This window comes from Ascidiaceihabitans sp. (assembly GCF_039986515.1).
Classification (GTDB): Bacteria; Pseudomonadota; Alphaproteobacteria; order Rhodobacterales; family Rhodobacteraceae; genus Ascidiaceihabitans.
In genome coordinates this window covers 89,080-114,833 of record NZ_JBDWQO010000019.1, presented here as the reverse complement: position 1 = coordinate 114,833, position 25,754 = coordinate 89,080, and the positions used below count along the sequence as shown (strand labels likewise).

At 56.3% G+C, this 25,754-nt stretch carries 28 protein-coding genes; 13 read left to right on the top strand and 15 right to left on the bottom strand.

The features are described 5' to 3' along the window. Positions 1 to 63 precede the first annotated feature (63 nt). Together ABJL60_RS19435 and ABJL60_RS19430 are read left to right on the top strand one after the other, a co-directional pair. Entirely contained in the window at positions 64 to 1,425 is a 1,362-nt protein-coding gene (locus ABJL60_RS19435; protein WP_348374044.1) for a calcium-binding protein, read from the top strand. A 71-nt stretch (positions 1,426 to 1,496) separates the two neighbouring features. Beyond that, positions 1,497 to 2,483 carry an Ldh family oxidoreductase gene (locus ABJL60_RS19430; RefSeq protein WP_348288088.1) on the top strand — a complete coding sequence of 329 codons (987 nt, stop codon included), beginning with the start codon at positions 1,497 to 1,499 and terminating at the stop codon, positions 2,481 to 2,483. Positions 2,484 to 2,486: 3 nt separating this feature from the next. Here the strand turns inward: ABJL60_RS19430 and ABJL60_RS19425 are convergent, their stop codons facing one another. Continuing rightward, complete coding sequence (locus ABJL60_RS19425) at positions 2,487 to 3,170, bottom strand: hypothetical protein (RefSeq protein WP_348288087.1); 684 nt, start codon at positions 3,168 to 3,170, stop codon at positions 2,487 to 2,489. Continuing rightward, positions 3,167 to 3,577 carry a PaaI family thioesterase gene (locus tag ABJL60_RS19420; RefSeq protein ID WP_348374043.1) on the bottom strand — a complete coding sequence of 137 codons (411 nt, stop codon included), beginning with the start codon at positions 3,575 to 3,577 and terminating at the stop codon, positions 3,167 to 3,169. Before ABJL60_RS19420 ends, ABJL60_RS19425 begins: the two co-directional genes overlap by 4 nt. Positions 3,578 to 4,040: 463 nt before the next feature. On the opposite strand from ABJL60_RS19420, the gene ABJL60_RS19415 reads away from it, so the two are divergent. Beyond that, positions 4,041 to 4,574, top strand: a complete 534-nt coding sequence (locus tag ABJL60_RS19415) for a hypothetical protein (protein WP_348374042.1) — start codon at positions 4,041 to 4,043, stop codon at positions 4,572 to 4,574. A gap of 237 nt (positions 4,575 to 4,811) precedes the next feature. On the opposite strand, the gene ABJL60_RS19410 is transcribed toward ABJL60_RS19415, so the two are convergent. The 3 genes from ABJL60_RS19410 to ABJL60_RS19400 form a co-directional block, all read right to left on the bottom strand. Then, the gene (locus ABJL60_RS19410) at positions 4,812 to 5,738 is read right to left on the bottom strand and encodes a restriction endonuclease (protein WP_348374041.1); all 927 of its coding nucleotides are present in this window, start codon (positions 5,736 to 5,738) and stop codon (positions 4,812 to 4,814) included. A 20-nt stretch (positions 5,739 to 5,758) separates the two neighbouring features. Beyond that, a complete protein-coding gene (locus ABJL60_RS19405) occupies positions 5,759 to 7,720 on the bottom strand; it encodes a DNA topoisomerase IV subunit B (protein ID WP_348288077.1) in 1,962 nt (653 codons plus the stop codon). A gap of 66 nt (positions 7,721 to 7,786) precedes the next feature. Then, positions 7,787 to 8,203, bottom strand: coding sequence for a hypothetical protein (locus tag ABJL60_RS19400; RefSeq protein WP_348374040.1), 417 nt, complete (start codon positions 8,201 to 8,203; stop codon positions 7,787 to 7,789). A gap of 183 nt (positions 8,204 to 8,386) precedes the next feature. On the opposite strand from ABJL60_RS19400, the gene ABJL60_RS19395 reads away from it, so the two are divergent. Then, positions 8,387 to 8,977 carry a class I SAM-dependent methyltransferase gene (locus tag ABJL60_RS19395; RefSeq protein WP_348374039.1) on the top strand — a complete coding sequence of 197 codons (591 nt, stop codon included), beginning with the start codon at positions 8,387 to 8,389 and terminating at the stop codon, positions 8,975 to 8,977. Between the two features lie 3 nt (positions 8,978 to 8,980). On the opposite strand, the gene ABJL60_RS19390 is transcribed toward ABJL60_RS19395, so the two are convergent. Then, entirely contained in the window at positions 8,981 to 9,544 is a 564-nt protein-coding gene (locus ABJL60_RS19390) for a TetR/AcrR family transcriptional regulator (protein WP_348374038.1), read from the bottom strand. 178 nt (positions 9,545 to 9,722) lie between these two features. Here ABJL60_RS19390 and ABJL60_RS19385 point away from each other — a divergent pair, with 178 nt between their 5' ends. Beyond that, a complete protein-coding gene (locus tag ABJL60_RS19385; RefSeq protein WP_348288070.1) occupies positions 9,723 to 10,124 on the top strand; it encodes a DM13 domain-containing protein in 402 nt (133 codons plus the stop codon). A gap of 60 nt (positions 10,125 to 10,184) precedes the next feature. Here ABJL60_RS19385 and ABJL60_RS19380 read toward each other — a convergent pair whose 3' ends face one another. Both ABJL60_RS19380 and ABJL60_RS19375 read right to left on the bottom strand, forming a co-directional pair. Continuing rightward, positions 10,185 to 10,637 carry a GFA family protein gene (locus ABJL60_RS19380; protein ID WP_348374037.1) on the bottom strand — a complete coding sequence of 151 codons (453 nt, stop codon included), beginning with the start codon at positions 10,635 to 10,637 and terminating at the stop codon, positions 10,185 to 10,187. 128 nt (positions 10,638 to 10,765) lie between these two features. After that, positions 10,766 to 11,371 (bottom strand): flavin reductase family protein, encoded by a 606-nt coding sequence (locus tag ABJL60_RS19375; protein WP_348374036.1) that lies wholly within the window; start codon positions 11,369 to 11,371, stop codon positions 10,766 to 10,768. Between the two features lie 100 nt (positions 11,372 to 11,471). Between ABJL60_RS19375 and ABJL60_RS19370 the strand changes: the two genes are divergently transcribed. Both ABJL60_RS19370 and ABJL60_RS19365 read left to right on the top strand, forming a co-directional pair. After that, the gene (locus ABJL60_RS19370; RefSeq protein ID WP_348288147.1) at positions 11,472 to 11,960 is read left to right on the top strand and encodes an N-acetyltransferase; all 489 of its coding nucleotides are present in this window, start codon (positions 11,472 to 11,474) and stop codon (positions 11,958 to 11,960) included. Positions 11,961 to 12,006: 46 nt separating this feature from the next. Further along, the gene (locus ABJL60_RS19365; RefSeq protein ID WP_348374035.1) at positions 12,007 to 12,786 is read left to right on the top strand and encodes an EcsC family protein; all 780 of its coding nucleotides are present in this window, start codon (positions 12,007 to 12,009) and stop codon (positions 12,784 to 12,786) included. Positions 12,787 to 12,810: 24 nt separating this feature from the next. Here ABJL60_RS19365 and modC read toward each other — a convergent pair whose 3' ends face one another. From modC to modA, 3 genes are read right to left on the bottom strand one after another with little or no spacing between them, the layout of a single operon-like run. Further along, on the bottom strand, positions 12,811 to 13,893 hold the full coding sequence (gene modC / locus ABJL60_RS19360; protein ID WP_348374034.1) for a molybdenum ABC transporter ATP-binding protein: 1,083 nt from the start codon (positions 13,891 to 13,893) through the stop codon (positions 12,811 to 12,813). 7 nt (positions 13,894 to 13,900) lie between these two features. Next, positions 13,901 to 14,602, bottom strand: a complete 702-nt coding sequence (modB, locus tag ABJL60_RS19355) for a molybdate ABC transporter permease subunit (protein WP_348374144.1) — start codon at positions 14,600 to 14,602, stop codon at positions 13,901 to 13,903. Further along, positions 14,602 to 15,363 carry a molybdate ABC transporter substrate-binding protein gene (gene modA / locus ABJL60_RS19350; protein WP_348374033.1) on the bottom strand — a complete coding sequence of 254 codons (762 nt, stop codon included), beginning with the start codon at positions 15,361 to 15,363 and terminating at the stop codon, positions 14,602 to 14,604. The genes modB and modA overlap by 1 nt, the downstream gene beginning before the upstream one ends. Before the next feature lie 205 nt (positions 15,364 to 15,568). Between modA and ABJL60_RS19345 the strand changes: the two genes are divergently transcribed. From ABJL60_RS19345 to ABJL60_RS19320, 6 genes are all read left to right on the top strand, one after another. Further along, the gene (locus tag ABJL60_RS19345) at positions 15,569 to 16,036 is read left to right on the top strand and encodes an NUDIX hydrolase (protein WP_348374032.1); all 468 of its coding nucleotides are present in this window, start codon (positions 15,569 to 15,571) and stop codon (positions 16,034 to 16,036) included. 91 nt (positions 16,037 to 16,127) lie between these two features. Then, a complete protein-coding gene (locus tag ABJL60_RS19340; RefSeq protein ID WP_348287727.1) occupies positions 16,128 to 16,589 on the top strand; it encodes a DUF1178 family protein in 462 nt (153 codons plus the stop codon). 38 nt (positions 16,590 to 16,627) lie between these two features. Next, positions 16,628 to 17,272 (top strand): SDR family NAD(P)-dependent oxidoreductase, encoded by a 645-nt coding sequence (locus ABJL60_RS19335; protein ID WP_348287725.1) that lies wholly within the window; start codon positions 16,628 to 16,630, stop codon positions 17,270 to 17,272. Positions 17,273 to 17,474: 202 nt separating this feature from the next. Further along, on the top strand, positions 17,475 to 18,713 hold the full coding sequence (locus ABJL60_RS19330; protein WP_348287723.1) for an aspartate kinase: 1,239 nt from the start codon (positions 17,475 to 17,477) through the stop codon (positions 18,711 to 18,713). An 83-nt stretch (positions 18,714 to 18,796) separates the two neighbouring features. After that, positions 18,797 to 21,034: a phosphoenolpyruvate--protein phosphotransferase gene (ptsP, locus tag ABJL60_RS19325; protein ID WP_348287721.1), complete on the top strand. Its 2,238-nt coding sequence runs from the start codon at positions 18,797 to 18,799 to the stop codon at positions 21,032 to 21,034. 34 nt (positions 21,035 to 21,068) lie between these two features. After that, positions 21,069 to 21,929: a YihY/virulence factor BrkB family protein gene (locus ABJL60_RS19320; protein WP_348374031.1), complete on the top strand. Its 861-nt coding sequence runs from the start codon at positions 21,069 to 21,071 to the stop codon at positions 21,927 to 21,929. On the opposite strand, the gene ABJL60_RS19315 is transcribed toward ABJL60_RS19320, so the two are convergent. The 4 genes from ABJL60_RS19315 to ABJL60_RS19300 form a co-directional block, all read right to left on the bottom strand. Further along, positions 21,894 to 22,823 (bottom strand): AEC family transporter, encoded by a 930-nt coding sequence (locus ABJL60_RS19315; protein ID WP_348374030.1) that lies wholly within the window; start codon positions 22,821 to 22,823, stop codon positions 21,894 to 21,896. The two genes, ABJL60_RS19320 and ABJL60_RS19315, sit on opposite strands and share 36 nt — an antisense overlap. A 66-nt stretch (positions 22,824 to 22,889) precedes the next feature. Continuing rightward, a complete protein-coding gene (locus ABJL60_RS19310; RefSeq protein WP_348374029.1) occupies positions 22,890 to 23,690 on the bottom strand; it encodes an MBL fold metallo-hydrolase in 801 nt (266 codons plus the stop codon). After that, positions 23,690 to 24,478, bottom strand: a complete 789-nt coding sequence (locus tag ABJL60_RS19305) for a TatD family hydrolase (RefSeq protein WP_348374028.1) — start codon at positions 24,476 to 24,478, stop codon at positions 23,690 to 23,692. Before ABJL60_RS19305 ends, ABJL60_RS19310 begins: the two co-directional genes overlap by 1 nt. 11 nt (positions 24,479 to 24,489) lie before the next feature. After that, entirely contained in the window at positions 24,490 to 25,605 is a 1,116-nt protein-coding gene (locus ABJL60_RS19300) for a DNA polymerase III subunit delta' (protein WP_348374027.1), read from the bottom strand. Positions 25,606 to 25,754: the final 149 nt, after the last annotated feature.

Sequence of the window (25,754 nt, the reverse complement as noted above, 5' to 3'; positions counted from 1 at the left end):
GCGTATTTTTTGAATAAAAGTCATGGTAAACGCAACTCTTAGTTTTGTTCAGGAGTACCACCTATGACACCCCTTATGATCATGTTGATCGCGGCGCTTGGTCCGATGATTGCAGTCTTCGACACGGATTCCATATCCGACGATGATGGGGGCGGCACGGAGCCTGTAGAACCCGTCGGCAATCCCGGCCTGACATTGACAGGCACGGACGGAACTGACGAGACGCTGACAGGTGAAAGCGGTGATGACACCATTACCGGAGCAGATGGCGCGGACACGCTGTCTGGCGGCGGTGGCGAAGACGTCATTTCAGGCGGCATCGGCGCGGATTCGATCTTGGGTGAAGATGGTGCAGATATGCTGTCGGGCAATGATGGCGCTGACGTGATCAGTGGCGGCAACGGCGGGGATAATATCTCGGGTGATTTGGGCGCTGACACATTGTCGGGTGACGCCGGCAGCGACACTTTGAGCGGCGGGGGTGACAATGACGCCCTGACAGGCGGTGCGAGCGACGACATGCTGGATGGTGGTGAAGGTGACGACAGCTTGTCAGGTGGCAGCGGTGCGGACACGCTTGTGGGCGGTTTGGGTAATGATTCCCTAAGCGGCGGCTTGGCCAATGACAGCATCGATGGCGGTGAGGGCGACGATTCACTGTTCGGCGGCCAAGGTGACGATACGATGGACGGCGGACTAGGGTCGGACACGTTTTCGGGGAATGAAGGCGCTGATGTGATCAATGGCGGCGGCGGCGATGATGTTGTGGCCGGCAATGACGACAATGACACGATCACCGGTGGTGCTGGTGCGGATCTGTTGGGCGGTGGCAACGGCGACGATGACATCATGGGCGGCGACGACAACGACACAGTGTTTGGCGGTATCGGCGCGGACACTCTTGCGGGTGATCTGGGCGACGACAGCATTGATGCGGGCGCAGGTGATGACAGCGCAGATGGCGGTGCCGGCGCAGACACTGTGATAGGTGGCGATGGCAATGATACGCTGGCTGGTGGTGAAGGTGCGGATCTTTTGCAGGGCGGTGAAGGCGACGACGCACTTTACGGCACAACAAGCACGCAAACAGCGGCATCCGACGCCTCTGCAGATACATTGACGGGTGGCGCGGGGGCAGACTTGTTGTTCCTGGGGGCTGGCGATGTTGGCACAGGCGGCGCCGATGCAGATCAGTTCATTGTTGCCAGCGACACGACGGGTGCCGTGACAATCACCGACTACAACGACGCGGAAGACAGCCTTGTTGTGCAGGCATTGGTGCCGGAGGATGTATCGGTTACAGACCAGACCGTCGATGAAGGCAATTTGATCATTACACTCAGCACGGGTGCGACGATCACCTTGCAGGGTATCGGTGTCGCCTTGGATGCAGATGACATCGTGATTGTTGGACCAACAGCCTAAATGGGGGCAATCAACGCTTGACCAAAGCCTAACCCTTTGTTTTGACTACACGTCGAAACAGGGGGACGGGTATGGTCACGGTCACACAAGACGAAATTGAAAAAACAGTCCGCATCGCGCTGTTGGCGCATGGGGCAGGCAATTTTGCAGCCGCCGAGGTGGCCCGCGCTGTGCGCAAGGCAGAGGCCCACGGCAACCGCATTTGCGGGCTGTATTATGTAGAAAGCTATTGCCAGCAACTGCTGTCCGGCCGTGTTAAAGGTGAAGTGGCCCCCTTGATCACAACGCCGCGTCCAGCGGTTGTTCAAGTTGATGCGCAGTTCGGATTTGCACAACCGGCTTTCGCCTATGGCATCGCAACTGCACTGGATGCAGCCCGCCAGTTTGGCACGGCGACCTTGGCTATTTGCCATGCACACACCTGCACATCGTTGGGATATTTCACCGAACAGATTGCCAACGCGGGGTTTGTCGCAATCGGCCTGACCAACGCGTCGCCGATCGTGGCGGCTCCTGGTGGGAAAACCCGCGTGATCGGCACAAATCCCATCGCTTTCTCGGTTCCTGATGGCAAGGGCGGTCTGGCGATGCAATTTGATCAATCTACAACCACCGTGGCTTTGGGTAAAATAACCATGGCCAAAGCAGCGGGTGAGCGTATTCCCGAAGGATGGGCCGTCGACAAAGACGGCAACCCCACCACAGACCCGGAAGCGGCGCTTGGCGGATCGTTGGTGTCTATGGGGGGTTACAAAGGCTGGGGTTTTGGGCTGATGGCTGAAGTTCTTGCGGCTGGCATGACAGGGTCGGTCCTCAGCAAAGACGTGAAGCCCCTGAAGGCCCCGGAAGGCGCGCCGCATGATCTGGGGCAATACTACATTATCATGGACCCAAGCGTGACCGATGGGTTCGGGGAACGAATGACAGAACTGGCACAAGCCGTATCCCAGGACGAAGGGGCCCGTATGCCGGGGCAAAACCGACTCGCGGCGGATCCCGTCGAGGTGCCGGATGCGGTTTGGGATCTTGTCACCGGCTTGGCCGAAGCAACGCCCTAAACCCTAACCGCAAATCCCTTGGATCTGCACCCCATCCCACGGCATACGCACAGTATGTTCGCGGGATTGGGGCAGTGGGGCCACAGGCATCGCGCCGGAAATCAACGCATGCAGACGTTGGGTGCGCGGGGCTTGCGGGGCGAGGGCGCGGCAGCAGACGAATTCTTCCACGATGGCGCCTTGCTGCTCAAAGCCGAAGTCTGAGAACTTGGGTTGTTTTGTGATATCAAACAGATAGGGATCGCCGCCTTTCGAATGCTCTGATGCGGCACGCAGTGGTGAATATCCGGTTTGGGCGCGGTTTTGCCATTGCCAGACATGGGTCAGTTCATGTGCCAGCAGCATCGCAGCCACCAGCCCGATACGGTCTGGATAGTCCGGCAGATAGTCGTCCAGAAACCAGTCCTTGTCGAATAAGACAGTGTTAAACAAGGCAACAGCTGCGGGTTTCGCGGTGACGATATCTGTTGTGGGTGGTGGTAAAATACGTTCGCGGCACGTCGTGCGTGGACGGGGTTTGCGTTTGAAGGTGACGGCGCGGGTGGGGGCGCCGTCGTGCAAACGCACACGTGAGACATCCAACGCATCGCCGTGGATCGTTTTGCTAAATGCAATCTCGGTTTCTGTCAGCGGACGGCCACAGGATGCTAGGCCCAGGCACAAGAAAAACGTCAGAAGATGCTTCATTTTGCAGGCCGCGCAAAAGTGGCAGTGGCGTGGGCCACATCTTTGCCCCCCGGCCATGTGGTCAAAACGCAGCGGGTGAAGATCATCGCCTTGCCTGTGCGCGTTACGCTGGCCTCGGCCCGCAGCATCCGGCCGGATCCGGGGCGTAGGAATTGTGTATCAAGGGTGACGGTGGCCACAGGTTCCAATGTTCCAAGGTCGCCGATGCAGGCGAACACCATTGCAGTGTCTGCCAATGTGGCCATCGTTTGACCCGACACGATATCCCCCATGCGGGTAATTTGATCAGTGATAGGGATTTCCAGCACAGCGCCGGCTGACGAAATTTTGGTCACCCGAGGATCAAGCGCACGCACCCAAGGGGCAAAGTTCTCATTCAGAATGGCTTGGGCTTTTTCAGGGGTCATCGTGTGGTGTCCTTTGGAATGCGTGCCAGAGTAAGGCTTGCTGCAAAAGTTTCAAGCGCTCCGCAACGCGTGATGAAGGGTGATGGAAATGGGGGTGTTTGTGTCATTCTGTCGCACCTACCTCTTTATCATGATCGCAGCGGACAACCCGCCGCGGCACGCACCGCAAGGCTAAGGCTTTGCTTGGAAAGGAAGATTTGTCATGGAGAAAGTTATCATCCCCACCGTTTTCGGATTTGCAGCCCTGATGAGCCTGTGGGCCGTCACTGTGACAGTGGTCTAAAACACGCAAGTCATAAACCGAATATTCATCGCTGATATGTAGTGATGGTGATGGATAAAGAGTGGACTGGTTTTGTCGCGAGAAGGTGGTGCCCCTGCACCGCCTTCTTTTGCGTTTTGATCTAAGTCAGAGCGCATCGCACGATGTTGTTTCAAACTACCTGAAACAAGGGAGACTTCGATGCGAAATTGGATTGTGACGACAGCTTTGTGTGTGGGGGTGGCTGCATGTGCCACGTCCGCGCAGCAGGGGGGATCTAACCCCAACAGAACAAATGCACGGCCCTTCGGTGGTCTGTTCGCGCCCAAGGAAGCATCCATGCCGGATCAGGCAGAAGGGCGGACACTGTTTCTGGATTACTGCGCCCAATGTCACGGGCAAGACGCGATGGGCGGCGAGGCGTGGGAAGGCTACGATGGACCGCTGCCTGCCAACCTGACAACGCTGTATGCCCGTGGGCTTGATCGGGCGCAGATGTTGTCTACGATCGATGGATTTGCAGAGGCAACGACGCAGTCATTGCCGGAGGGCTGTCAGAGTACCGCGCAGCGGTGCGCGAGAAGCCCAAGAGCACCGTTTGAAAGCCACGAGATGCCGGAATTCGGGCTGTTGTTCAACGACGATCTGGTGCCGATTGAGGTGGACGGGGTTTTGACGCCGGTGCCAAGGGCGCTGGCGGCGTTGATGGTGTATTTGGAAGGCATTCAAAACTAGCAGATGTCAGAGACGTGCCTGACCTCGGGCCGGAAGGCGTCTTGCAAAAGGTCCAGTGGACCTTTTGAGCCTGTAGGGATGCGGGAGCATCGAGGGGGCATGAAATGCACCCTCCCCATTGGGGAGGGTGATCAGCGTCTTGGAAACTGTCCAGTGGACAGTTTCAGCTGAGAACGGGTGAAGCCCTGTACAGGCGCGGCCCAAGGCGGGGCCTTGGGCTGGAACAGAAATGTTCATTCAGATATCGGTAAAATAGTCGTCGTCTATGCTTTTTACTAAGTAAGTCGTTCGTGTTCTGACTCCAACATCGTGCTCAATCATCAAGTCGGCAAGGAGCCTTCCATTAATCAGGATAACCCTTTGCTGTACTCTTTCGACATATTGCTTGGCTTCCTTGCTAAAATCCGAGGTGGTTACAAAGACGCCTTTCGTTGCGCTTTCGCCAGTAAGTGATCCAACAAACCGTTGGATATCTGGACGGCTGACTCTATTTTCGGGCGCGTATCGTTTGGCCTGAATATAGACCGCATCTAGTCCCAAAGCATCCTCATTTATAATTCCGTCGATACCACCATCACCAGATACAGGTGTCAAAATACTTTGACCATGCTTGCTGCGGCCAAACCCCATGCTTTTGAGCAGATCAAGAATAAGTCTTTCGAACCTAGTTGGACTGACTTGAAGAAGCGCAGTTAAGAGGTCGTCTCGCAATGCCGCATCTAAAATTTTACTTGCAGATTGAATCTGATCTTCTGGGGTTTGATCAAATTCTATGGTAGACGCGTTGTTATGAACTTCTAATTCATCTTTAGAGCCAACGGTATCACGGGAACGCCATTCAGAAAAATCCGAGAACGCTGCAAGCATCTTGTTATTTATTGCAGTTGGGTTCTTTGCTAGTATGTCCAACCCTAATTGAGTAATCTGGTGTTGCCCTCGTTTTGGAGATTCCAGCAGTCCGGCTTTACCTAAATACGTGCGTGCCCAATGAGCTCTGTTAAAAAGATAAGTCATCTTGCCACTGGGTAACAACTCCTCGGCTTCTTCGTCGGAAATGTTAAATTGCTGCTTGAGGTCTTCTATGCATTCCGGAATGCTTTGCTTGCCTTCGGCAAACAATTTGAGAACGGGGAGCATTAGAGTTTGATAGTCAGGAACGGGCAATTTTACGACCTCTTTTAACCTCAAACATCCAACTCCTCCACAAACCGTGCGTTCTCCTGAATATACTCATACCGCAGCTCTGGCTTCTTCCCCATCAAACGCTCGACCAGGTCTCCGGTCTCACCTGGTTCGTCCTCGTCAATCGTAACGCGGATCAGTTTCCGCGTTGCAGGGTCCATCGTCGTTTCTTTCAGGTCTTTCGCGTCCATCTCGCCCAAGCCTTTGAACCGCTGTAGGTCGATTTTGCCTTTGCCGCCGAGGCCTTTGGCCATGACTTCGTCTTTTTCGGCGTCGCTGGTCACATAGACGCGGTTGGCGCCCTGCGTGAGACGGTACAAAGGGGGGCAAGCAAGGTACAAATGGCCCGCGTCGATCATGGGCCGCATTTGGGTGAAGAAGAAGGTCATCAAAAGGGCCGCGATATGGGCGCCGTCGACGTCAGCGTCGGTCATGATGATGATTTTTTCGTAGCGCAAATCGTCGAGGTTGAATTTCGTGCCCATGCCGCAGCCAAGGCTTTCGCACAGGTCCGAGATTTCGGCGTTGGAGCCAAGTTTTGAAGATGCCGCGCCCAGAACGTTCAGGATTTTACCTTTGAGCGGCAACAACGCTTGGGTTTTGCGGTTGCGCGCGCCTTTGCCAGAGCCACCCGCAGAATCGCCTTCCACGATGAACAGCTCTGTGCCTTCGCGGTCTTTGGAGGAACAATCTGTCAGCTTGCCGGGCAGGCGCAGTTTCTTCGTGGCCGTTTTGCGCGCTGTTTCTTTTTCTTGGCGGCGGCGCAGACGCTCTTCGGCGCGTAGCACCAAGAAATCCAAAATAGCCCCTGCGGATTTTGTGTCTGCCGCCAACCAGTTGTCGAAGTGGTCGCGCACAGAGTTTTCGACCATGCGTTGGGCTTCGACCGTCGCCAACCGGTCTTTGGTTTGGCCAACGAATTCCGGTTCGCGGATGAAGCAGGACACCAAGGCGCCCGCCCCTGTGATCAGGTCTTCACGTGTGATTGTGCTGGCTTTTTTGTTGTTCACCAATTCGCCGTAGGCTTTGATGCCTTTGAGGATCGCGGCCCAAAAGCCTGCCTCGTGTGTGCCGCCTTCGGGGGTTGGGACCGTGTTGCAGTAGCTTTGGATGAAGCCGTCGCGGGCCGGTGTCCAGTTGATGGCCCATTCGACTTTGCCGGGCACTTTGAATTTTTCGAACGACACGGAACCAGCGAAAGGGGTTTCCGAGTAGGTCGTGGCCCCTTGGAAGGTTTCCGAAAGGTAATCAGCGAGGCCGCCGGGGAAGTGGAATTTCGCCTCTTTGGGTGTCTCGCCATCATCGATGCCCGTTTTCCAGCGGATTTCGACGCCTGAAAACAGGTAGGCTTTGGACCGTGCCATTTTGAACAGGCGGGCGGGTTTCAGTTTCAGTGCGCCGAAAATGTCCGCGTCAGGATGGAAGGTGACGGCCGTGCCGCGCCGGTTGGGGGCCGCGCCGATTTTTTCCAGTTTGCCTTGGGGAACGCCACGGGAAAATTCCATCGCAAACAGTTCTTTGTTGCGGGCGACTTCGACCCGCAAATGGTCAGAGAGCGCGTTGACGACGGATGACCCAACGCCGTGCAGGCCGCCTGAGGTTTCATAGCTGTCGCCGCTGAACTTGCCGCCTGCGTTGAGCGTACAAAAGATGATCTCCAGCGCGGTTTTGGACGGGTCCTTGGGGTGCGGTCCTGTGGGGATGCCCCGCCCGTTGTCGCGCACCGACACATGGCCGTTTTCATGCAACTCGACCTCGATCCAGGTGGCGTGGCCTGCGACCGCTTCGTCCATGGAGTTGTCGACGATTTCCGCCACCATGTGGTGCAGTGCACGGTCGTCTTTGCCGCCGATATACATGCCGGGGCGCAGGCGGACGTGCTCCATATCCTCAAGCACCTGAATCGAGGAGGCGTCGTAGTCATCGGCGCTTTTTGTGTTGGGCTTTAGCAGATCATCGGACATGGGTGTGCTCGGATTTTTTATTGGTTGATCCCTAGTATGCCAGAGCAAAGGGGGCGGGGGAAGACATCACGCGTGTCTGATTTCGCGGGTGCTGTTGAAGTTGATGGCTGACAGGACCGCCTGAATTTGATGATTTTGAAAACTGGGTAGATTGATGGTGGTGGGTTTGCCTGACATTGGACAGGCCGTAGGCCTGTGGATTGTCAAAAGACGGCCCGTCGGTGTGCGGTTGCGCCGAAAAAGATAGCTGCGCGGTTCGATGTCTTCGCAGCGATACACGAAGTGATCTATCCCATGAAACGCAAGATGACGTTTGGGCGACCGGAACGGGCGATATGTTAAGCTGTTTTTTGTCACGCTGAGGTTTGGATGCGTGAAGTAGCCATAGGAACGGACCGCAGCCCACAGGCAAAAGATGCCCATCGTGCCCATGAAATATTCGTCTGCGCCTGCGTAATTTATCCGGTTTACAAAACTGGCCATGCACATAATGCCAAAAAACGTAAGGCAGCCGATGATAAACCATTAGGCTACGGGGTCTGCCTGGACGCGGATGTGTAATTCGTTGGCTGCCATAGTGGTCAAGCTATGGGTATGTTGGCAAAAGTTCGAGTGGTATGAGGGTGAGGTTCGAAATCACCAAAGACATCCAAGGGGGCGCGGCGCATGTGTGATGTTATTGCAGGGTACGAAGCGGCAGCCCCAAAGCTCCGCAAGGCGTATGATGCGGTGTGTTCCAGAACACTGCTGGCCCCTGTCCAAGACCTGCTTCCTGCGTCGCCTGCCCGTGTTCTGGATGTGGGGGCAGGTTCTGGTCGTGACGCAGTTTGGTTTGCGCAGCAGGGGTATCTCGTTCATGCCGTTGATCCTGTGCCAGCGTTGTCGTGCCAGAACCGCGGGCACCCATGTGTGACATGGATAGAAGATCGTCTGCCGCATTTAAATGCTGTGACAGGTTCCTTCGATTGCATCATGGTTTTGGGGGTATGGCAGCACCTGTCGGAAATGCAAAGGCAGGCCAGCTTGCCGCGTTTGTATGCGCTGTTGGCGCCACGGGGGATCGTTGTTTTGTCTTTGCGGCATGGTTCGGGGCATCCAGATCGTCCGGTGTTCGACATCGATTTGGACCACCTAAAGTCGCAGGCTGATCACCATGGTTTCGAGTGTGCGCATGAACAGGGTACGGCGTCGGCACAGTCGAAAAATCGGTCAGCCGGTGTGCGTTGGACATGGATTGTGCTGAAACGACGCGACTGAGACCTACAGATCGCGCAACACGTACAACGATTTTACGCCGTTGTGGACAACGTTCGGGGCCACATGTGACCGGCAAAGAACGCGCAATCCGATGTATTGCATGACCAGCATATCAGCATGTTTTTCGCCGTGTTCCCCAAGGGCTGCCGCAAAGGCATGGCGCAATTTCATCAATCCTTGCGATACTGCATCCGCAATTTCCGCGTCATAAGACGCAGGGCCTACAGCCGCAGAGCACAACAGACATCCGCGTCTGTCACCTGCGTCCCACGCGTCTGCGACATTTTCAAACAGACCAATGATACGGTCCCATCCGTTTGGCCCTGTGCTTGTGGGGGGGGCACTTAGGCTGGCTGCTGCATCACAAACGATGTGTTGATCGTAGTTTTCCAAAGATTTCAGAAACAGCGTCTTTTTGTCGGTGAATGCTTTGTACAAGCTGCCACGGGACAAGCCCATGCCGTCCAGCAGGTCGGGCATTGATGCTTCCTCATATCCGCGTTCCCAAAAGACATTCATTGCTTTTTCAAGGGCGTCTTCAATGTCGAACTCTCTGGGTCTGGCCATAAAGTCAGGTCTCCTTTCCTTGGCAATATAGTGTTGGGAACTAATCGGTCAATAATTCACGAAAACGTGTTTGGAACTATTTAGTTCCTTATCCTATCTAAGCTTTACGGAACACAAACAACCCAATGCCCCAAGCGCTGATCGGCAGCGGTACGGGCACATCGCGAAGGACCAAATCATGAAACTTATTCTTTCCGCAGCACTTGCCCTGTCTCTGAGCGCCACAGCATTCACCAGCCTGACAACATCCGCCGTTGCAGAAACTGTTGCAGCTTCGGGCACCTTCACAGGGGCCAGCGAACACATCACAACCGGCGTTGTGCAAGTGATCAAACAAGACGATGGCAGCGCCTTGGTCGTATTGGGCGATGATTTCAGCTTGGACGGTGCGCCTGACCCGCGCGTGGGCTTTGGCAAAGACGGGGCCTTTGTGGCCGCGACGGACCTGGGGAAACTGGAAAATTTGAACGGCAAACAGGTCTACAAGGTACCAGCATCCGTGAACGTCGATGATTTCAACGAAGTCTACATCTGGTGCTTGAAGTTTGGCGTACCTTTGGGGGTTGCAGCACTGCAATAAGTAAACGGTGACATTGGGTGAAAGCCGTCCTTTCGGGGGCGGCTGATCCTGTTTGTGGCACTATTGTTTGGAATATGCGTCCATGAGGATTTGCAGAACCTCAAGGGATTCCGGGAGCGCATCAAAGCTGTGCTGGGCCTGCACATCGACCCATGACAATTTCTGATCCACCATCACTTCGACAAATGGCGGGAACGATGCCGCATCATCTAAAACTGATGTACGCAAATTGACACGGAACTCGGCCCCTTCGATTTCAGAGAACACAAAGTTGAGGCATGATTTGCAAAAATAGTGGTGACGACCGCCTTGCTGAAGCCCGCCTTTGATCACGTCGCCTGTGCAGGCAAACCCGTCTTTTGGGACCATTGTGGTTAAGGAAAATGCGCTGGCGGCTAGTTTTTTGCAGCCGCCGCAGTGGCAGGCAAGGGTCAACAAAGGGGGTGCTGTTACGGTGACTTGGACCGCACCACACAGACATGCCCCCGTCAGGGGGGGCTTGGGACGCGCCATTGGATTTCTTTCTTTGGGGATATGCCATCTTTTATAGCAGGCATTTCACGAAAAAAGCCAACACATCGTCAAAACTGTCAAAGACCGGGGCGCACAACGCCCCAAGCCTTTGCGCAAAGATCACCAGCCTAGTCGTCTGGGCGGTTCAGTTCAAAGATGGTGTCGACAACTGCATAGTCCCGATACCCAAGGCGCGACAACGGTTGGAATGTCGTCACATCGAATCGCCCGTCCACAATGGTGTCATCGCGCATATGCACACCGGTCACTTCACCAAACACCACGAAATTGGACGCGCCTTCGATTTGCACGATCTGGGTCATCCGACATTCCAGTGATGCAGGCACGCCGTTGATCCGCGCACAATTGATGGTTTCACAATCAACAGGTGTAAGGCCCGCTTTCGCAAATTCGTCCTCCGCTTTGTCAAACGCGGCCGAGGTCGTGTTCATGGCGTCGCGCGCAGCGCTTTCTACAATGTTCACGCAAAACACACCGGTGTCCCGGATGTTGGCGACGCTGTCTTTTGTGTTGTCTTGGTCTTCTTTCACGCCTGTTGAGGCAAACATCACTTGCGGCGGCACATAAGCGACTGCGTTGAAGAAGGAATAGGGGGCCAAATTGTTGCGTCCCTGCGGGTCGCGGGTCGATATCCAGCCGATGGGGCGGGGTGTGACAATTGCGTTGAATGGGTTGTGTGGCAAGGGGTGGCCATTTTTGGGTTCATAGAACATTGCATGCGCCTTGAGTTTGATGGTTTGGCAAAGGGGTAACGCCATGCTAGGGCGGATGCCAGACCGTTCCCTCAACGTAACAACAATTGAACTCGCACCAATGTATGCCCTTTGTCCTGAAACGATAGATGATTGGTGGGAGGTCGAGGCGCTATATGATCTGTGTTTTGCGCCGGGCCGCGAGGCCTTGTCATCGTACCGTTTGCGCGATGATGTGCCAGCGGTATCAGGCCTTAGCATGGTGGCACGCGACAGTGATGGCATTTTGGCGGGCGCGATCCGGTTTTGGCCGGTACGTGTCGGCGATGTGCCAAGCCTGCTGCTGGGACCTGTCGCGGTTCACCCGACCCGCCAAGGTGAAGGATTGGGGGGGCAATTGATTGAGGCCAGCCTGAACGTGCCGGAAGCCGCGGCATGGGACCGTGTGATGCTTGTCGGGGATGCGCCCTATTACAAACGCTTCGGATTTGAGCGCCTTGAAGGGGTCGTTATGCCGCCGCCGACAAACCCCGCGCGGGTGTTGGGGCGGGCGCTGCGTTCAGGTGCTTGGGACGGTGTGATCGGTGCCGTGCGCCGCTTTACACATTGAAAAATGGTGCAAGCCCCCCAATCTTATAGGGAAAGGAGCGCCATTTATGAACGATTTGATCTTGCTGCCCGCGTCAGAACAAGCGGTTGATGTCGAGGCCGCATTGGACGCTTTGGCGACACGTTACAAAGGCGCAGGCGGCGTCGGCATTGATCTGTTGAACATGTTGGGCGCACAGGCGGGGGGGCTTTTGTCAAAGCTGCCAGCCAAAGTACGCGATGGATTGCAGGACGCCACTGTTACGGCTCTGGGGCAGGCCATGAAGGTGGCCCATACGTCAAGGGGGGTGGTTGCCGACCAGCCGGGCTGGCTGAATTCGGCCGTAAGCACCGCAATGGGGGCTGCGGGTGGTTTTGGCGGTCTTCCCACAGCGCTTGCGGAACTGCCTGTCACCACAACCTTACTGTTGCGCGTCATTGAAGGCGTGGCGGCGGAACATGGCTTTGATCCGGCCGCTGATAGCGTGCGCTTTGACTGTGTGCAGGTCTTTGCGGCCGCGGGACCGTTAGAACATGACGATAGCGCGGATTTGGCGTTTTTGTCTGCCCGTGCGGCCCTGTCGGGAGCAGCCGTTCAGGCCGTGATCTCGCGCGTGGCCCCACGTTTGGCTGTCGTTTTGGGGCAAAAACTGGCCGCGCAGGCGGTTCCGGTTTTGGGGGCTGTTGCAGGCGCCGCGACCAACTACGCCTATACCAGTTACTACACCGACATTGCCCATGTGCACTTTGGGTTGCGCAAACTGGCCATTGAAGCGGACTGCACGCACGAGGAGCTGGTCGAGAAACTGCGGGCCAGAATGCAAGCGCTGCCTGTGAAACGGGCCTAACGTCAAATGCGGTGTCGGCGTGATTTAGCGCCCGATCGAGCTTGGGGCCACAGATGTTGCATTGATCAAAGCGTAACAGGATGTGCCGGGTTTGATGTTCAGATCTTTGATCGCAGGGGCAGGGATACGGGCCAACAACCTGTCGGTGCCCGCCAGCAGGCCAACAGCGGCCCCCGGTCCGATCCCCGTTTTGATGGTGGTCACTGTCACAGGCAGGACGTTGGCTGTTGAAAGACCTTCCGGCTTGCGGGGCGATAAAATGACGTCTTGGGCCAGTATCCGCAACCTGACGGTGCTGCCGATCGCGGCCTGTACACCGGGCAGCGTCATCGTGCCTGCGCTTGTGCGCAATGTGCTTAAGCCCTCTGTTCCATGATCCACGACTGTTGCACACACAACAGCGCCCGCTTGGCGCACGCCCAGCAGGGGGACCGCGTTCGGGTCTGACAGCACATCGAAAATGGGCCCCTGTGCGGCCACTTTGCCTTGCGACAACACTACAATGTTGTCGGCAAGGCGGGCCACCTCATCCAATGCATGGCTAACATACAGAATGGGCAGGGCAGGCGCTGTGGATTTCAGCCGCTCCAGATATGGCAGGATCGCATCTTTGCGCGCAGCGTCCAAAGCAGCAAGGGGTTCGTCCATGAGCAAAGCGCGGGGACGGCTCAGCAAAGCCCGTCCCAATGCAACGCGCTGCTTTTCGCCGCCTGACAGATCATGCGGGGCACGAGACAGCAAAGGTCCAAGACCCAACAATTCGATCACGTCATTGCGCTGTGCCCCTTGTGGCCTTTGCGCAGCAAAGCGCACGGCATAGTCAAGGTTCTTCGCAACGCTCATATGGGGAAAAAGCCGTGCGTCTTGAAAGACATACCCCATTTGACGTTTGTGGGGGGGGACGTTTGTGCGCACATCAAACAGCGTATCGCTGCCAAATGTAATCCGCCCGCTGTCCGGTGCAATAACCCCCGCAACCGCATTGATAAGCGTTGTTTTTCCCGCGCCAGAACGGCCGAAAATCGCTGTCACACCCGGGCCGGCCTCAAAGCAGGTGTCCAAGGTGAAACCGCCGAGGCTGTGTGTGATGTCTATGCGCAGGGTCATGTGTGCCTCATGCCTGTGTTTGCCCCTGTATGCGCTGGGCCACTTTGTGGGCCAGCCATTCGGAAAGCGCCACAGCAGCAAATGCAATCAGACAAGCCCATAAAACCAAGGCGATCGCGCGGTCTTCGCCGCCCGGAACTTGCAAAAACGCGTAGATCGCAGAGGGCAGTGTCTGTGTTTGCCCCGGAATATTGGCCACAAATGTAATCGTGGCGCCGAATTCGCCCAAAGCCTTGGCAAACCCCATGACGGCCCCCGCCAGAACACCGGGTAAGATCAGGGGTAAGGTCACGGTTGAAAAGACGGCCAAAGGGGGGGCACCCAAAGTGCGCGCGGCGACCTCCAGCTTCGGGTCTACTGCTTCAATGGCAAGGCGCATGGCACGCACCATCAAAGGAAAGCCCATGATGACCGCAGCCAAAACGGCACCCGTCCATTTGAACGCAAGTGTTATACCTAACACGCTGTCCAGCAGATGCCCGACGGGACCATTTCGACCAAATACAATCAGCAGGATATAACCCGTCACCACAGGGGGCAGCACCAGCGGCAGATGTACAATCGCATTCAGCAGCGCTTTGCCTTTGAAGGTGCCCCGCGCCAAAAGCCACGCCACCCAAAGGGCCAGCGGCAAGGCACACAACGTGGCAGTACTTGCCACCAACAGCGACAGCCCCAAAGCGTCCCAACTGGCGGCGTCCAGGGTCATCATGGGCTTTTGAACCCGTGCTGTTCAAAGACAAGTTGTGCGGGTTCGCTTTTTAAAAGGGTTAAAAATTCAGCGCCGGCGGGTGTCAGTGCTGCGCCAGGATAGGTGATGGGGGGATGATCCTGCACGGGGATGTCATACACCACGCTCACGTTTATGTCGGCTTGGGCGTCGGTGGCGTAGACGATGCCAAGGGGCGCTTCGCCGCGTGCGACAAAAGCCAAAGCACCGCGCACACTGTCAGTTTCCGCCAGTTGGTTTTTCGTTTTATCCCACAGCCCTTCCCGTTGAAGCCAAGCCTTTGCGTAAAGCCCCGCAGGCACAGCATCGCGTTGCCCCATTGCCAGCCGATCAGGGCCCAGACGGTCGCGCATATCGTTTGGGGCTTGCAGTGCGGCACTTTCCGCGGGGCCGATGACCACAAGTGAGTTTCGTGCAACGATGTGCCTATGCGACGGGTCCACAACACCTTCGGTTTCAAGCCAATCCATCCACTGGTCATGGGCCAGAACAATCACGTCGGCGGGCGCCCCTTGCGCCACCTGCCGCGCGATTGTGCCTGATCCGGCGGCTGAGACTGTCACTTTGGTGTCGCTTAATTGTGCCACGTCTTGCAGAACATCCCGCAAAGAGGCCGCCGCAAACACAAGTGTCTCGGCCTGCGCAATTGATGCTGCATTGGCAAGCACAAGCCAGATTGCGCATAAACCGCCCGCCCTTGATCCTGCGGGCAAGCCTTTGGTTTTAAAGGGCCATGTCATGGCGCAGACTATTCATGAGCCCTACGAAAGCTGCAAGGCCTTCTGTGTTGTGTGTTGCCTCAACTGTCTGGAAAATAACATTATTTTAACCATGCACTGGCAAGCCATTGGCATTTACTCTATTTTGCGGCACGAAACCTCACGCCGTGCGCCCCTGATGATGGGCGTAAATCACCCTTAGACCTGTAAAGAATGATGACTTGCGATGTCTGTACCCATGATCAAACAGCTGCCAATATCGGTGGACAAAAGCACCAAAGGCGAAATGCGGACGCAGTTTGCAGCTTTGTGTTACCGGATTGTGAACGGCAAAGTGCAGATCATGGTGATTACATCGCGGCGGTCCAAGCGTTGGATTATTCCAAAAGGCTGGCCCATGAACGGAAAAACGCCGGCGCAAGCGGCAGCTCAAGAAGCTTGGGAAGAAGCTGGTGTCGAAGGAAAGGTCGGGCAGACCCCCTTGGGCCTGTATTCCTACAAAAAGATGAAAGACGGCCTGGGCGATTTGCCGTGCCTTGCAGTGGTCTATCCGCTGCGCGTCAAAAAACACACCAAAACCTACCCTGAAGCGGGACAGCGCAAACGCAAATGGGTCAGTCGCAAGCGCGCGGCCAAAATGGTGGCTGAACCTGAACTTGCGCGCATCATCCGCGATTTTGCACCGGTGGGGTGATCTGCTTGGATCGGGTTTTTCAACGGTACGCTTGGTCTTTGGCTTTGGCTGGCTTATGTCTGGTGGATAGATACAGGACAACACCACCGCCATGATAAAATACACTTTGAAATGCGACAACGGCCATGCCTTCGAAAGCTGGTTCCAGTCCGCGGTCGCTTTTGACAAGCTGGCGGGGGCGGGGCACATCGGGTGTGAGCAATGTGGCAGCAGCGCAGTTTCAAAAGCCATAATGGCGCCGCGTGTGCGTCCGGCCCGCTCTGCCGCAAGCGCAGACACGCAGGGCCAGCCCAAGGACCCCGGCACGAGCCTTGCATTGAATGCGCCACAGTCCGAGGCAGAAGCGGCGCTGGCCAAGATGCGCCAACATGTCGAGGAAAACTCTGACTATGTGGGGGCGAATTTCACAAAAGAAGCCCGCGAAATGCATCTTGGTGATGCGCCAGAGCGGTCCATTTACGGGTCTGCCAACGCCGAGGAAGCCAAAGCGTTGATCGAGGACGGTGTGCCGGTTGTACCATTGCCGTTTATGCCCAAAGCAAAAGCGAACTGAGCGTTCAAACAAAAAACCTGACAGAATTGGAAGACCAGATGCATGTTGTGATAACCGGGGCATCCCGTGGAATTGGTGCAGGACTGGCGGCGCTTTATGCGGATGCGGGACATAAAGTGACGGGAACAGGCCGGTCTGTTGCGTCTGATGTGCAACTGGATGTCACCCGCCCATCGGATCACGTGGCTATGGCAGATGCTTTGGCTGGCGAACCGATTGATATGCTGGTGTGCAATGCAGGTGTTTATCTGGACAAAACAGAGACACTGGACGGCGGGTACAGTGCAGATATGTGGGCCGCAAGCTTTGCGGCCAACGTCACCGGTGTCTTTCTAAGTGTGCAGCATATGTTGCCGATGCTGCGTTTGGCGGATGCGCCCAAGATCGCGATCATTTCGTCGCAGATGGCATCCCACACACGTGCCCCCGGTGGGTCCTATATCTACCGCGCGTCTAAAGCTGCGGTGTTGAACTTGGGGCGCAATCTATCAACTGATTTGGCCTCTGAAGGTATTGCCGTCGGCATCTATCATCCCGGTTGGGTTCAAACTGACATGGGTGGGGCAGAAGGCGATATTACGGTTGATGCCTCTGTGCAGGGCCTTGCCTTGCGGTTTGATGCGCTGGGCATGGCCACAACAGGGTGCTTTGAGACCTGGGACGGCCGCGCCCACGCCTATTAGCTCCGAAATCCATGAGGCCCACAACCGCGTCGTAAAGCCATTGTGCAGGCATGCGCCTGCGCGTGATGTTTTGCAAACCCCTGCGGCATTTGCGCTTTTGTCCGTTATCTGCGCGTGTTTTTGGTCAAGATAGCTTCGGTCTGCCTTGCGATTTCGCCCATCTGTGCGTAAAGCCCTGTGCGGAAAGCGACGCGGGGGATCTATGCCTGTTCTTGTGATGAAATTTGGTGGCACATCCGTCGCCACGTTGGACCGAATTCGCCGCGCGGCTAAGCGCGTGGGCGTTGAAGTGTCCAAAGGGTACGACGTTATTGTCATCGTATCGGCCATGTCCGGCAAAACCAATGAACTGGTTGGCTGGGTCAATGAAACCTCGCCGATGTATGATGCACGCGAATATGATGCGGTTGTATCATCCGGTGAAAATGTCACTGCAGGTTTGATGGCGCTGACCTTGCAAGAAATGCAAGTGCCAGCGCGGTCCTGGCAGGGCTGGCAAGTGCCTGTGCAAACCACCTCTGCCCATGCGTCCGCCCGCATTGAAGCCATCCCGTCCGACAATATCATGGCCAGCTTTGGTGCCGGTATGAAGGTTGCCGTGGTCGCAGGCTTTCAGGGTGTCTCGCCTGAGGGACGCATCACCACATTGGGTCGGGGCGGATCGGACACCACAGCTGTGGCCTTTGCCGCGGCTTTTGAGGCCGAACGGTGTGACATTTATACAGACGTCGATGGTGTCTACACCACAGACCCCCGCGTCGAGAGCAAAGCCCGCAAACTGGACCGCATCGCTTTTGAAGAGATGTTGGAACTTGCGTCTTTGGGCGCAAAGGTTTTGCAAACCCGTTCTGTTGAACTGGCGATGCGGTATAAGGTGAAGCTGCGTGTACTCAGCAGCTTTGAAGAACAATTGGACGAAGCTGGAACGCTGGTCTGCGATGAGGAGGAAATCATGGAAAGCAATGTTGTGGCAGGGATCGCGTTTAGCCGCGATGAGGCAAAAATGACCTTGGTGTCGGTGGCAGATCGTCCCGGTATCGCCGCTTTGATTTTCACGGCATTGTCAGATGCAGGCGTTAACGTCGATATGATCGTTCAGAACATATCCGAGGAAGGTCGCACCGATATGACCTTTAGCTGCCCCACCGATCAGGTGAAACGCGCCGAGGCCGCGATGGACGAGGCCAAAGGTGCTGGTACCATCAACTTCGCGGAACTTATTGCTGATGTTGATGTCGCCAAAGTCTCTGTGGTTGGCATTGGCATGCGGTCCCACACTGGTGTGGCCGCGAAGATGTTCCAAGTGCTGTCTGCCGAGGGCATCAACATCAAGGTGATCACCACATCCGAAATCAAGATCAGCGTTTTGATAGATCGCAAATACATGGAGCTTGCGGTTCAAGCTTTGCATGATGCCTTTGAATTGGACAAAGCCGCATAACCCTAAGTTTGTCTTTAACGCGTTTTGTTTCCGTTGCATTCGTGATCTAATCACGAAGGTATATCAGGGGGAGCCGCGCCAGTATGGCCGAGCGTTTTGAAACCGAAAGCCGCAAGCTGCTTGGCCGCTTGCGCGATGTGATGGCCGGGGATGACCCAGGCCAAGCCCGTTTGGACAAAATTACCCATCTGATTGCTGACAGTATTCGCACTGAAGTGTGTTCCATCTATCTGTTTCGCGACGAAGACACCCTTGAACTTTGCGCGACCGAAGGCCTGAACGCAGAGGCGGTGCACCAAACCCGCATGAAGATGGGCGAAGGCCTTGTCGGCCGTGTGGCCAAGCGCCGTCATGTGATCAACACCGCTGACGCCCCCAATGCCAAAGGCTTCCGTTTTATGCCGGAAACCGGAGAAGAGGTGTTTTCATCGTTTCTGGGGGTGCCGATCCAGCGTCTTGGCGAATCCATGGGTGTTTTGGTGGTGCAGTCCAAAGAGGCCCGCGAGTTTTCGACCGATGCGGTTTACGCATTGGAAGTTGTCGCAATGGTTCTGGCAGAGATGACGGAACTTGGCGCGTTTGTTGGCGAAGGTGCCGCGATGTCGGCGCGTCATTCCCAACCCTCGATGTTGCGCGGCACCGTGGCGCAGGAAGGCGTGGCGGAAGGGCACATCTGGCTTCATGAGCCGCGTGTGGTTGTATCAAATCCCATCGCCGACGATCCCCACCGAGAATTTGAGCGGCTGGAAGAAGCCGTGGAAGAGGTTCGCGTGGGCGTCGATAAAATGCTGCAGATGTCGCGCGATGCCGAACAACGCCAAGTCCTTGAAGCGTATCGGATGTTTGCCAATTCCAAGGGCTGGATGCGGCGCATGCAAGAGGCCATCAGCAACGGTCTGAGTGCCGAGGCAGCCGTTGAAAAAGAACAATCTATTGCGCGTGCGCGGATGGAAAGCGTGGCGGACAATTACCTGCGCGAACGTCTAAGCGATCTTGATGACCTGTCCAACCGGATGCTGCGCATTCTGACAGGGCAGGGGGCCGATACAGGCGCAGAAATGCCAACTGACCCGATCCTTGTTGCACGCAATATTGGTCCGGCTGAATTGTTGGAATACGGGCGCAACTTGAAGGGAATTATCCTTGAAGGTGGCTCTGTGGGATCGCATGCGGCCATCGTCGCCCGTGCGTTGGCCATTCCCTTGATCGTGCAGACTGCGCGCGTCACCAATGAGGCGCTGAATGGCGACCATGTGATGGTGGACGGCGAACAGGGCATCGTACATTTGCGCCCCGACGATACTGTCGTGACGGCATTCCGCGACAAAATGGCGATGCAGACCGAAGCGTTGAAACGTTACGCCTCTATTCAGGACAAGCCTGCGCTGACAGAATGTGGGCAAACTGTTGAATTGCACATGAACGCCGGCCTGATGGCGGATTTGCCGTCGTTGGAAAGCTCCGGCGCCGAGGGCGTAGGTCTGTTTCGCACCGAATTGCAGTTTTTGGTGCGCAATCAGATGCCGCGACGGTCCGAGTTAAGCGCGCTTTACACGCGGGTTCTGGATGCAGCTCAGGGCAAGCGCGTTGTGTTTCGCACGCTGGACATCGGCTCAGACAAAGTGTTGCCTTACATGAAGCCCACGGACGAACCCAACCCGGCTTTGGGGTGGCGGGCAATTCGTGTGGGCCTTGATAAGCCCGGTGTGATGCAAATGCAGCTGCAGGCGTTGATCCGCGCGGCGCAAGGGCGTCCTTTGACGTTGATGTTTCCCTTTGTTGCGCAATACGAAGAATACCGCCAAGCCCGGGCAGCCTTGGATAAGGCCATCGCCCGCGAGACGCGCCTGGGCCATGTCATTCCTGACGATATCGAAGTGGGGGCTATGCTTGAGACCCCGTCTTTGGGATTCGCACCAAGGCAATTCTTTGAAGATGTTGGGTTTTTGTCCATTGGGGGCAACGACTTAAAGCAGTTTTTCTTTGCCGCTGACCGTGAAAACGAACGGGTGCGCAAGCGGTATGATTCCCTGAACGTCAGCTTCCTGAGCTTTCTGGAACAGATCGTGGAACGTTGCACAGACACCGGCACGCCTTTGTCTTTTTGTGGCGAGGATGCGGGGCGCCCTGTCGAAGCTTTGTGTCTTGCCGCCATTGGGTTGCGCAGCTTGTCCATGCGCCCTGCATCTATTGGTCCGGTGAAAAGCCTTTTGCGGCGGTCAAACCTGGAAGAGGTGCGTAAGGTGATCATGGATGCGCGCCACCGCGGTGAGATGTCGGTGCGCCCTGCCATTATGAAATGGTTGGCGGAACAAGGGTAGGCCGCGCGGTCACAGACATAAGTGAGGCACTGGAATGCACCGATTAAAAGCAAGCTGGACGGCGCTGAACCGGGTTTTTCGTATTATGGACGAACGCAATCTAGGACTGATTGCGGCCGGTGTGGCTTTTTATGGGATTTTGGCTGTGTTTCCGGGGCTGGCTACGGTCATTGCTCTTTGGGGGGTGATTGGGGATCCCGGAGCGGTGGCGCTGGAGATGGCTGAATTTCAAGCCATGCTGCCCGCAGATGTCTATGCACTGCTGGATCAGCAGTTGAATGCCTTGGCGCAGGCAGACGGGCTGACATTGGGGTGGGCGTCCGGCGTGTCGTTGGCGTTGGCGATTTGGTCCGCGCGCGCCGGTGTGGCCGCTTTGATGCGGGGCCTGAATGCAATCTACAATGTGCCCAATCGTGATGGGCTGGCCCATTACACGCGTGCACTGACGCTGACGGTCGCACTTGTCGTTGTGGCCGTGATCGCCATCGCATGTGTGGTTTTTGCGCCCATTGCCTTGCAGTTTGTCCCATTGGGTCCTTTGACGGCATGGGGCATTGAAGCGGCGCGCTGGATCATCGCATTGGGCGTTTTGTTGGCGGGGTTTTCGCTGATTTACCGGTTTGGGCCGAACCGTGTGCACAAAATGAATCGCTGGGTCACCCCCGGGGCTGTTGTATCTACCTTCTGCTGGGCTGCGGCCTCTGCTGGGTTTTCGTACTACTTGTCCAATTTCGGGGCCTACAACGAGGTATACGGGTCTATCGGTGCGGTTATTGCGATGTTGATGTGGTTGTATATCAGTGCGTGGCTGGTGTTGTTGGGGGGGGGACTGAACGCCGAATTGGAGTATCGGTCACGTCTAGCCCAGAACCGTCAACCACAACCAGATGCTTAGAACGGATGCCAGCGTGGCGATCAACACGCTGGACGCCACCACACGTTTCGCACGCCCGTACATATTGGCGAAGATATAGGCATTGACGCCCGGGGCCATTGCCGCGGTCAATACGCCCGATTTAAAGAGATCTTGCGGCACGTCCAAAGCAGTCCCGAAGCCAAACACCAATGCGGGATGAATGCACAGCGCAATGACGCAGACCATGGCAATCGCCAGTTTGTCGCCTTCGGGTTTGTATTGAAGCAACACGCCCCCCAGCGAAAACAACGCCGTTGGCAAAGCCGCACGCACCACCAAACTGAGCGCATCGTCAGCGACGGAAGGGATGCTGAAATCTAGCAAGTTCACCACGAACCCTGCACCAATCGCGATCACCAAAGCGTTGTGGAACATGGCCCGCCCCACGGCGCGGGCTGTGCGCATGATCCCCGCACCTCGATTGCGTGTGATCTCCATCACGGTGATCCCAAGCCCGTAGCAAAAAGGCGCATGCATGGCGATGATGGCATAGTTTCCGGTCAGTGCGTCGGTGCCGTAAGCCCGTTCTGTGATCGGAAGCCCCATCAGGAGCGAATTTGAAAAGAGGCAACAAAATCCGATCACCACGCAATCTTCCCAGTCGCGTTTAAAAAAGACCCGTGCCCCCGCCATTCCAAGGGCAAAACAGATGGCGGCGCCACTGTAAAAGCTGATCAGCAACCCCGGTTGAAACGAGCTTTGCAGGTCGATTTTTGCGATGGCCTGAAACAACAGGCAAGGAATAGCAAAGCCTTGGGTGAACTTCATCAACCCGTCGACGCCCGATGCGGGGAAAATGTTTTTCCACACTGCGACATAGCCCATGGCGATGACCAGAAAGACGGGCAGAATGACTTCGAGAAGCACTTGCATGACAGCGGCCGTTTCGTTTGGGCGGGCGTGGGATGCCTCCGGCGGAGGTTTATTTGGCGAGATGAACTACGGGATGTCGAATGTCAGGGTCATACCGTCGTATGCGGGGTCGATGTGTTCAGGCGTTTCGGCGGCGACCGTCGCATAATCAAGATCGTTGTGCATGTTGGTCAGCACCGCGTGTTTTGGTTGGGCTTTGGCGATCCAGTCCAGTGTTTGCGCCAGATGCGAATGGCTTGGATGTGGTGCGCGGCGCAAAGCGTCCACAATCCAGCAGTCCAGATTTTCCACATGGTGCCATTGATCCTGCGGGATTGTCTCGACATCTGGCAAATAGGCGATGTCGCCGATGCGGAACCCGAGGCTGTCGATGGATCCGTGTTTCACCGAGAAGGGGGTGAATGTGATCTGTCCCCCCGGCCCATCGATAACCACGTCGCCGGTGATGTCGTACATGTCCAAAATGGGCGGATAAGGCGACCCTTCCGGTGTGATAAAGGCGTAGCCGAACCGTTCCAGCAGCGCCTCTTTTGTGGGGGCATCAGCCCAGACCTTGAGCCGCGCACGCATGTTGATGGCGATCATACGCAAATCGTCTAGGCCGTGAACGTGATCGGCATGGCTGTGTGTGTATAGCACCGCATCAATACGGCTGGTGCCTGCGTTCAAAAGCTGGGTGCGCATGTCGGGCGACGTGTCGATCAGCACAGTGGTGGTCGCGCCGTTTGCCGTGCGTTCAACAAGGATAGAACATCGTTGACGGTGGTTTTTCGGGTTTGCGGGGTCGCAATCCCCCCAATTTCCCCCAAGGCGCGGAACACCCCCCGAGGACCCGCACCCCAGTATGGTGATCTTGAGAGTTGCCATTACAAAGCCGCCTTCGTGAACAGCGTATTGAAGTTCTTTTGGGTTTGAGCCGCGAAATCCGCATAGTCCATACCGAAGACTTCGGCACCGACCCGTGCCGTGTGCGCTGTGTAGGCGGGTTCGTTGCGTTTGCCCCGAAACGGTGGTGGCGCAAGGTAAGGCGCGTCGGTTTCCACAAGAATGCGATCGACAGGCGCGGCTGCGAATATATCGCGCACCTCTTGGCTTTTGGGAAATGTCGCAATGCCGGACATGGACAAATAGAACCCCAAATCAAGGGCAGCCATCGCCAGTTCTTTGGACGATGAAAAGCAATGCATCACACAGCCGTAGGGGCCTTTTGCGTGTTCTTGCGCCAGAATTTGGGCCATATCGTCATCGGCGGCGCGCGCGTGGATGATAAGTGGCAGCCCGGTTTCGCGGGCCGCTTCGATGTGGACGCGCAAAGACTGTTGTTGGATGTCCGCGCTGTCGGCGGTGTAGTGATAATCCAACCCGGTTTCGCCGATGCCCACAAACTTGGGGTGCTGTGCCAACGAAACCAGTTCATCCACGGTCACCAAGGGTTCCGAGGCCGCGCTCATCGGGTGGGTGCCTGCGGCGTAGAAGACAGGCGCGTGGGCCTCGGCAATGGCGCGCACCTGCGGTTCAAGACGCAATTTTGTGCAGATCGTCACCATGCGGGTGACACCTGCGGCGGCGGCATCCGTTATGATTTGCGGCAATTGCCCTTCAAAGTCGGGGAAATCGAGATGGCAATGACTGTCTGTAATTTGGGGGGTGCTCATTCAGGCGTGGCCTATGCAGTGCTTTGTATCTTGAACATCGTATCTAGAACCAAAGCAGCGGGGTCAAGGTTCACGGCCCGACCATGGCGTGCACGTGCCAACGCAGAGTGGCTGATGTCAGCCCAAGCGCGACCTTGATGCGCAGATCCGGACAGCCGCGATAAAACTTCGGCTTCACCGCGTGCTGCTTCGGTTTGGGGGGGCGCGCCGGTGGCTCCGGTGCGTGCCAGTCGCGACAAGGCGATTTCCAAAAGGGTGAACAAAAGATCTAACTTTTCTTCGGCGCCTCGTTGGGCTGCGGCTTCGGCCAGACGCAGGGTGCGCGCCCGGTCCATTTGAGGCAAGGTGCCCAACAATCCGATGATTTCGTTGTAAATTTCTAACCCACCCAAAAGCGAAAGGCGCAAAGCTTCCCCGACCGAGCCACCAGACAATTCCGACAACGCGGACCCGCCAGGGCCGGGATCAACGCCAGCATTTTGCATCGCCTGTTCCATTTGTGGCCCGTTCAGGGTGTTCAGGCGCAACGTCCGGCATCTAGAGCGGATGGTGGGCAACAATCCAGACGGTTGATGCGTGATCAAAATCAAGGTTGCGCGTTCCGGTGGCTCTTCCAGCATTTTCAGCAATGCGTTTGCGGCTTGGACGTTCATGTCGTCCGCCGCGTCCACAATGACAACACGGCGTCCGCCATCGGCAGACGACATTTGGAAAAATCCCGCCAGCTTGCGAATATCATCAACACCGATTTTGTCGCGCATGCGTCCAGTTTTTTCGTTCGGAGTACGGGTGACAGACACCAATCCAGGTTCGGCACCGGCCGCAATGCGGTGGGCCACAGGGTGATCCGGTGAAATATCTAGCGATGTGGGCGCGGGCGGACCACCAAACATGTCGTCATCGCCAGCAGGATCAGGGGTGGCCAACAAAAACTGCGCCATTTTCCACGCCAGAGTAGCTTTGCCAACCCCGCGAGGACCGGTCAACATCCACGCATGGTGCAACCTGCCTGATGTAAATGCGTCCAGAAACGCGGCTTCGGCCTGTTCTTGACCGATCAACAGCTGTGTTTCGCGCGGGTGCGGTGCGCCGGGAACGCGGGTGGGGTCTGGTGCTTCATCTGCCATGATCGCGGGTGTAGCACCCCGCGCTGCCGGAGGAAACGGGGCACACACAATTGGGTTGCGAGAGGTCGGTGGTTTTGCGAAGTTGGGCCACATCTGCGCGCAGTGACGTTCATAGTTGTCACGCCCTACATCCAAACATGGGCAAGGCG

Excerpts from the sequence above, each read along its gene's own strand:
- ABJL60_RS19415 (WP_348374042.1), top strand. The coding sequence starts at position 4,041 with ATGCGAAATTGGATTGTGACGACAGCTTTGTGTGTGGGGGTGGCTGCA.
- ptsP (WP_348287721.1), top strand. The coding sequence starts at position 18,797 with ATGGCCGAGCGTTTTGAAACCGAAAGCCGCAAGCTGCTTGGCCGCTTG.
- ABJL60_RS19385 (WP_348288070.1), top strand. The coding sequence starts at position 9,723 with ATGAAACTTATTCTTTCCGCAGCACTTGCCCTGTCTCTGAGCGCCACA.
- ABJL60_RS19380 (WP_348374037.1), bottom strand. The coding sequence starts at position 10,637 with ATGGCGCGTCCCAAGCCCCCCCTGACGGGGGCATGTCTGTGTGGTGCG.
- modC (WP_348374034.1), bottom strand. The coding sequence starts at position 13,893 with ATGACCCTGCGCATAGACATCACACACAGCCTCGGCGGTTTCACCTTG.
- modA (WP_348374033.1), bottom strand. The coding sequence starts at position 15,363 with ATGACATGGCCCTTTAAAACCAAAGGCTTGCCCGCAGGATCAAGGGCG.
- modB (WP_348374144.1), bottom strand. The coding sequence starts at position 14,602 with ATGACCCTGGACGCCGCCAGTTGGGACGCTTTGGGGCTGTCGCTGTTG.
- ABJL60_RS19420 (WP_348374043.1), bottom strand. The coding sequence starts at position 3,577 with ATGACCCCTGAAAAAGCCCAAGCCATTCTGAATGAGAACTTTGCCCCT.
- ABJL60_RS19320 (WP_348374031.1), top strand. The coding sequence starts at position 21,069 with ATGCACCGATTAAAAGCAAGCTGGACGGCGCTGAACCGGGTTTTTCGT.
- ABJL60_RS19315 (WP_348374030.1), bottom strand. The coding sequence starts at position 22,823 with ATGCAAGTGCTTCTCGAAGTCATTCTGCCCGTCTTTCTGGTCATCGCC.
- ABJL60_RS19335 (WP_348287725.1), top strand. The coding sequence starts at position 16,628 with ATGCATGTTGTGATAACCGGGGCATCCCGTGGAATTGGTGCAGGACTG.
- ABJL60_RS19375 (WP_348374036.1), bottom strand. The coding sequence starts at position 11,371 with ATGTTCTATGAACCCAAAAATGGCCACCCCTTGCCACACAACCCATTC.
- ABJL60_RS19300 (WP_348374027.1), bottom strand. The coding sequence starts at position 25,605 with ATGGCAGATGAAGCACCAGACCCCACCCGCGTTCCCGGCGCACCGCAC.
- ABJL60_RS19405 (WP_348288077.1), bottom strand. The coding sequence starts at position 7,720 with ATGTCCGATGATCTGCTAAAGCCCAACACAAAAAGCGCCGATGACTAC.
- ABJL60_RS19435 (WP_348374044.1), top strand. The coding sequence starts at position 64 with ATGACACCCCTTATGATCATGTTGATCGCGGCGCTTGGTCCGATGATT.
- ABJL60_RS19305 (WP_348374028.1), bottom strand. The coding sequence starts at position 24,478 with ATGAGCACCCCCCAAATTACAGACAGTCATTGCCATCTCGATTTCCCC.
- ABJL60_RS19365 (WP_348374035.1), top strand. The coding sequence starts at position 12,007 with ATGAACGATTTGATCTTGCTGCCCGCGTCAGAACAAGCGGTTGATGTC.
- ABJL60_RS19345 (WP_348374032.1), top strand. The coding sequence starts at position 15,569 with ATGTCTGTACCCATGATCAAACAGCTGCCAATATCGGTGGACAAAAGC.
- ABJL60_RS19390 (WP_348374038.1), bottom strand. The coding sequence starts at position 9,544 with ATGGCCAGACCCAGAGAGTTCGACATTGAAGACGCCCTTGAAAAAGCA.
- ABJL60_RS19330 (WP_348287723.1), top strand. The coding sequence starts at position 17,475 with ATGCCTGTTCTTGTGATGAAATTTGGTGGCACATCCGTCGCCACGTTG.
- ABJL60_RS19310 (WP_348374029.1), bottom strand. The coding sequence starts at position 23,690 with ATGGCAACTCTCAAGATCACCATACTGGGGTGCGGGTCCTCGGGGGGT.
- ABJL60_RS19370 (WP_348288147.1), top strand. The coding sequence starts at position 11,472 with ATGTATGCCCTTTGTCCTGAAACGATAGATGATTGGTGGGAGGTCGAG.
- ABJL60_RS19425 (WP_348288087.1), bottom strand. The coding sequence starts at position 3,170 with ATGAAGCATCTTCTGACGTTTTTCTTGTGCCTGGGCCTAGCATCCTGT.
- ABJL60_RS19340 (WP_348287727.1), top strand. The coding sequence starts at position 16,128 with ATGATAAAATACACTTTGAAATGCGACAACGGCCATGCCTTCGAAAGC.
- ABJL60_RS19430 (WP_348288088.1), top strand. The coding sequence starts at position 1,497 with ATGGTCACGGTCACACAAGACGAAATTGAAAAAACAGTCCGCATCGCG.
- ABJL60_RS19395 (WP_348374039.1), top strand. The coding sequence starts at position 8,387 with ATGTGTGATGTTATTGCAGGGTACGAAGCGGCAGCCCCAAAGCTCCGC.
- ABJL60_RS19400 (WP_348374040.1), bottom strand. The coding sequence starts at position 8,203 with ATGGCCAGTTTTGTAAACCGGATAAATTACGCAGGCGCAGACGAATAT.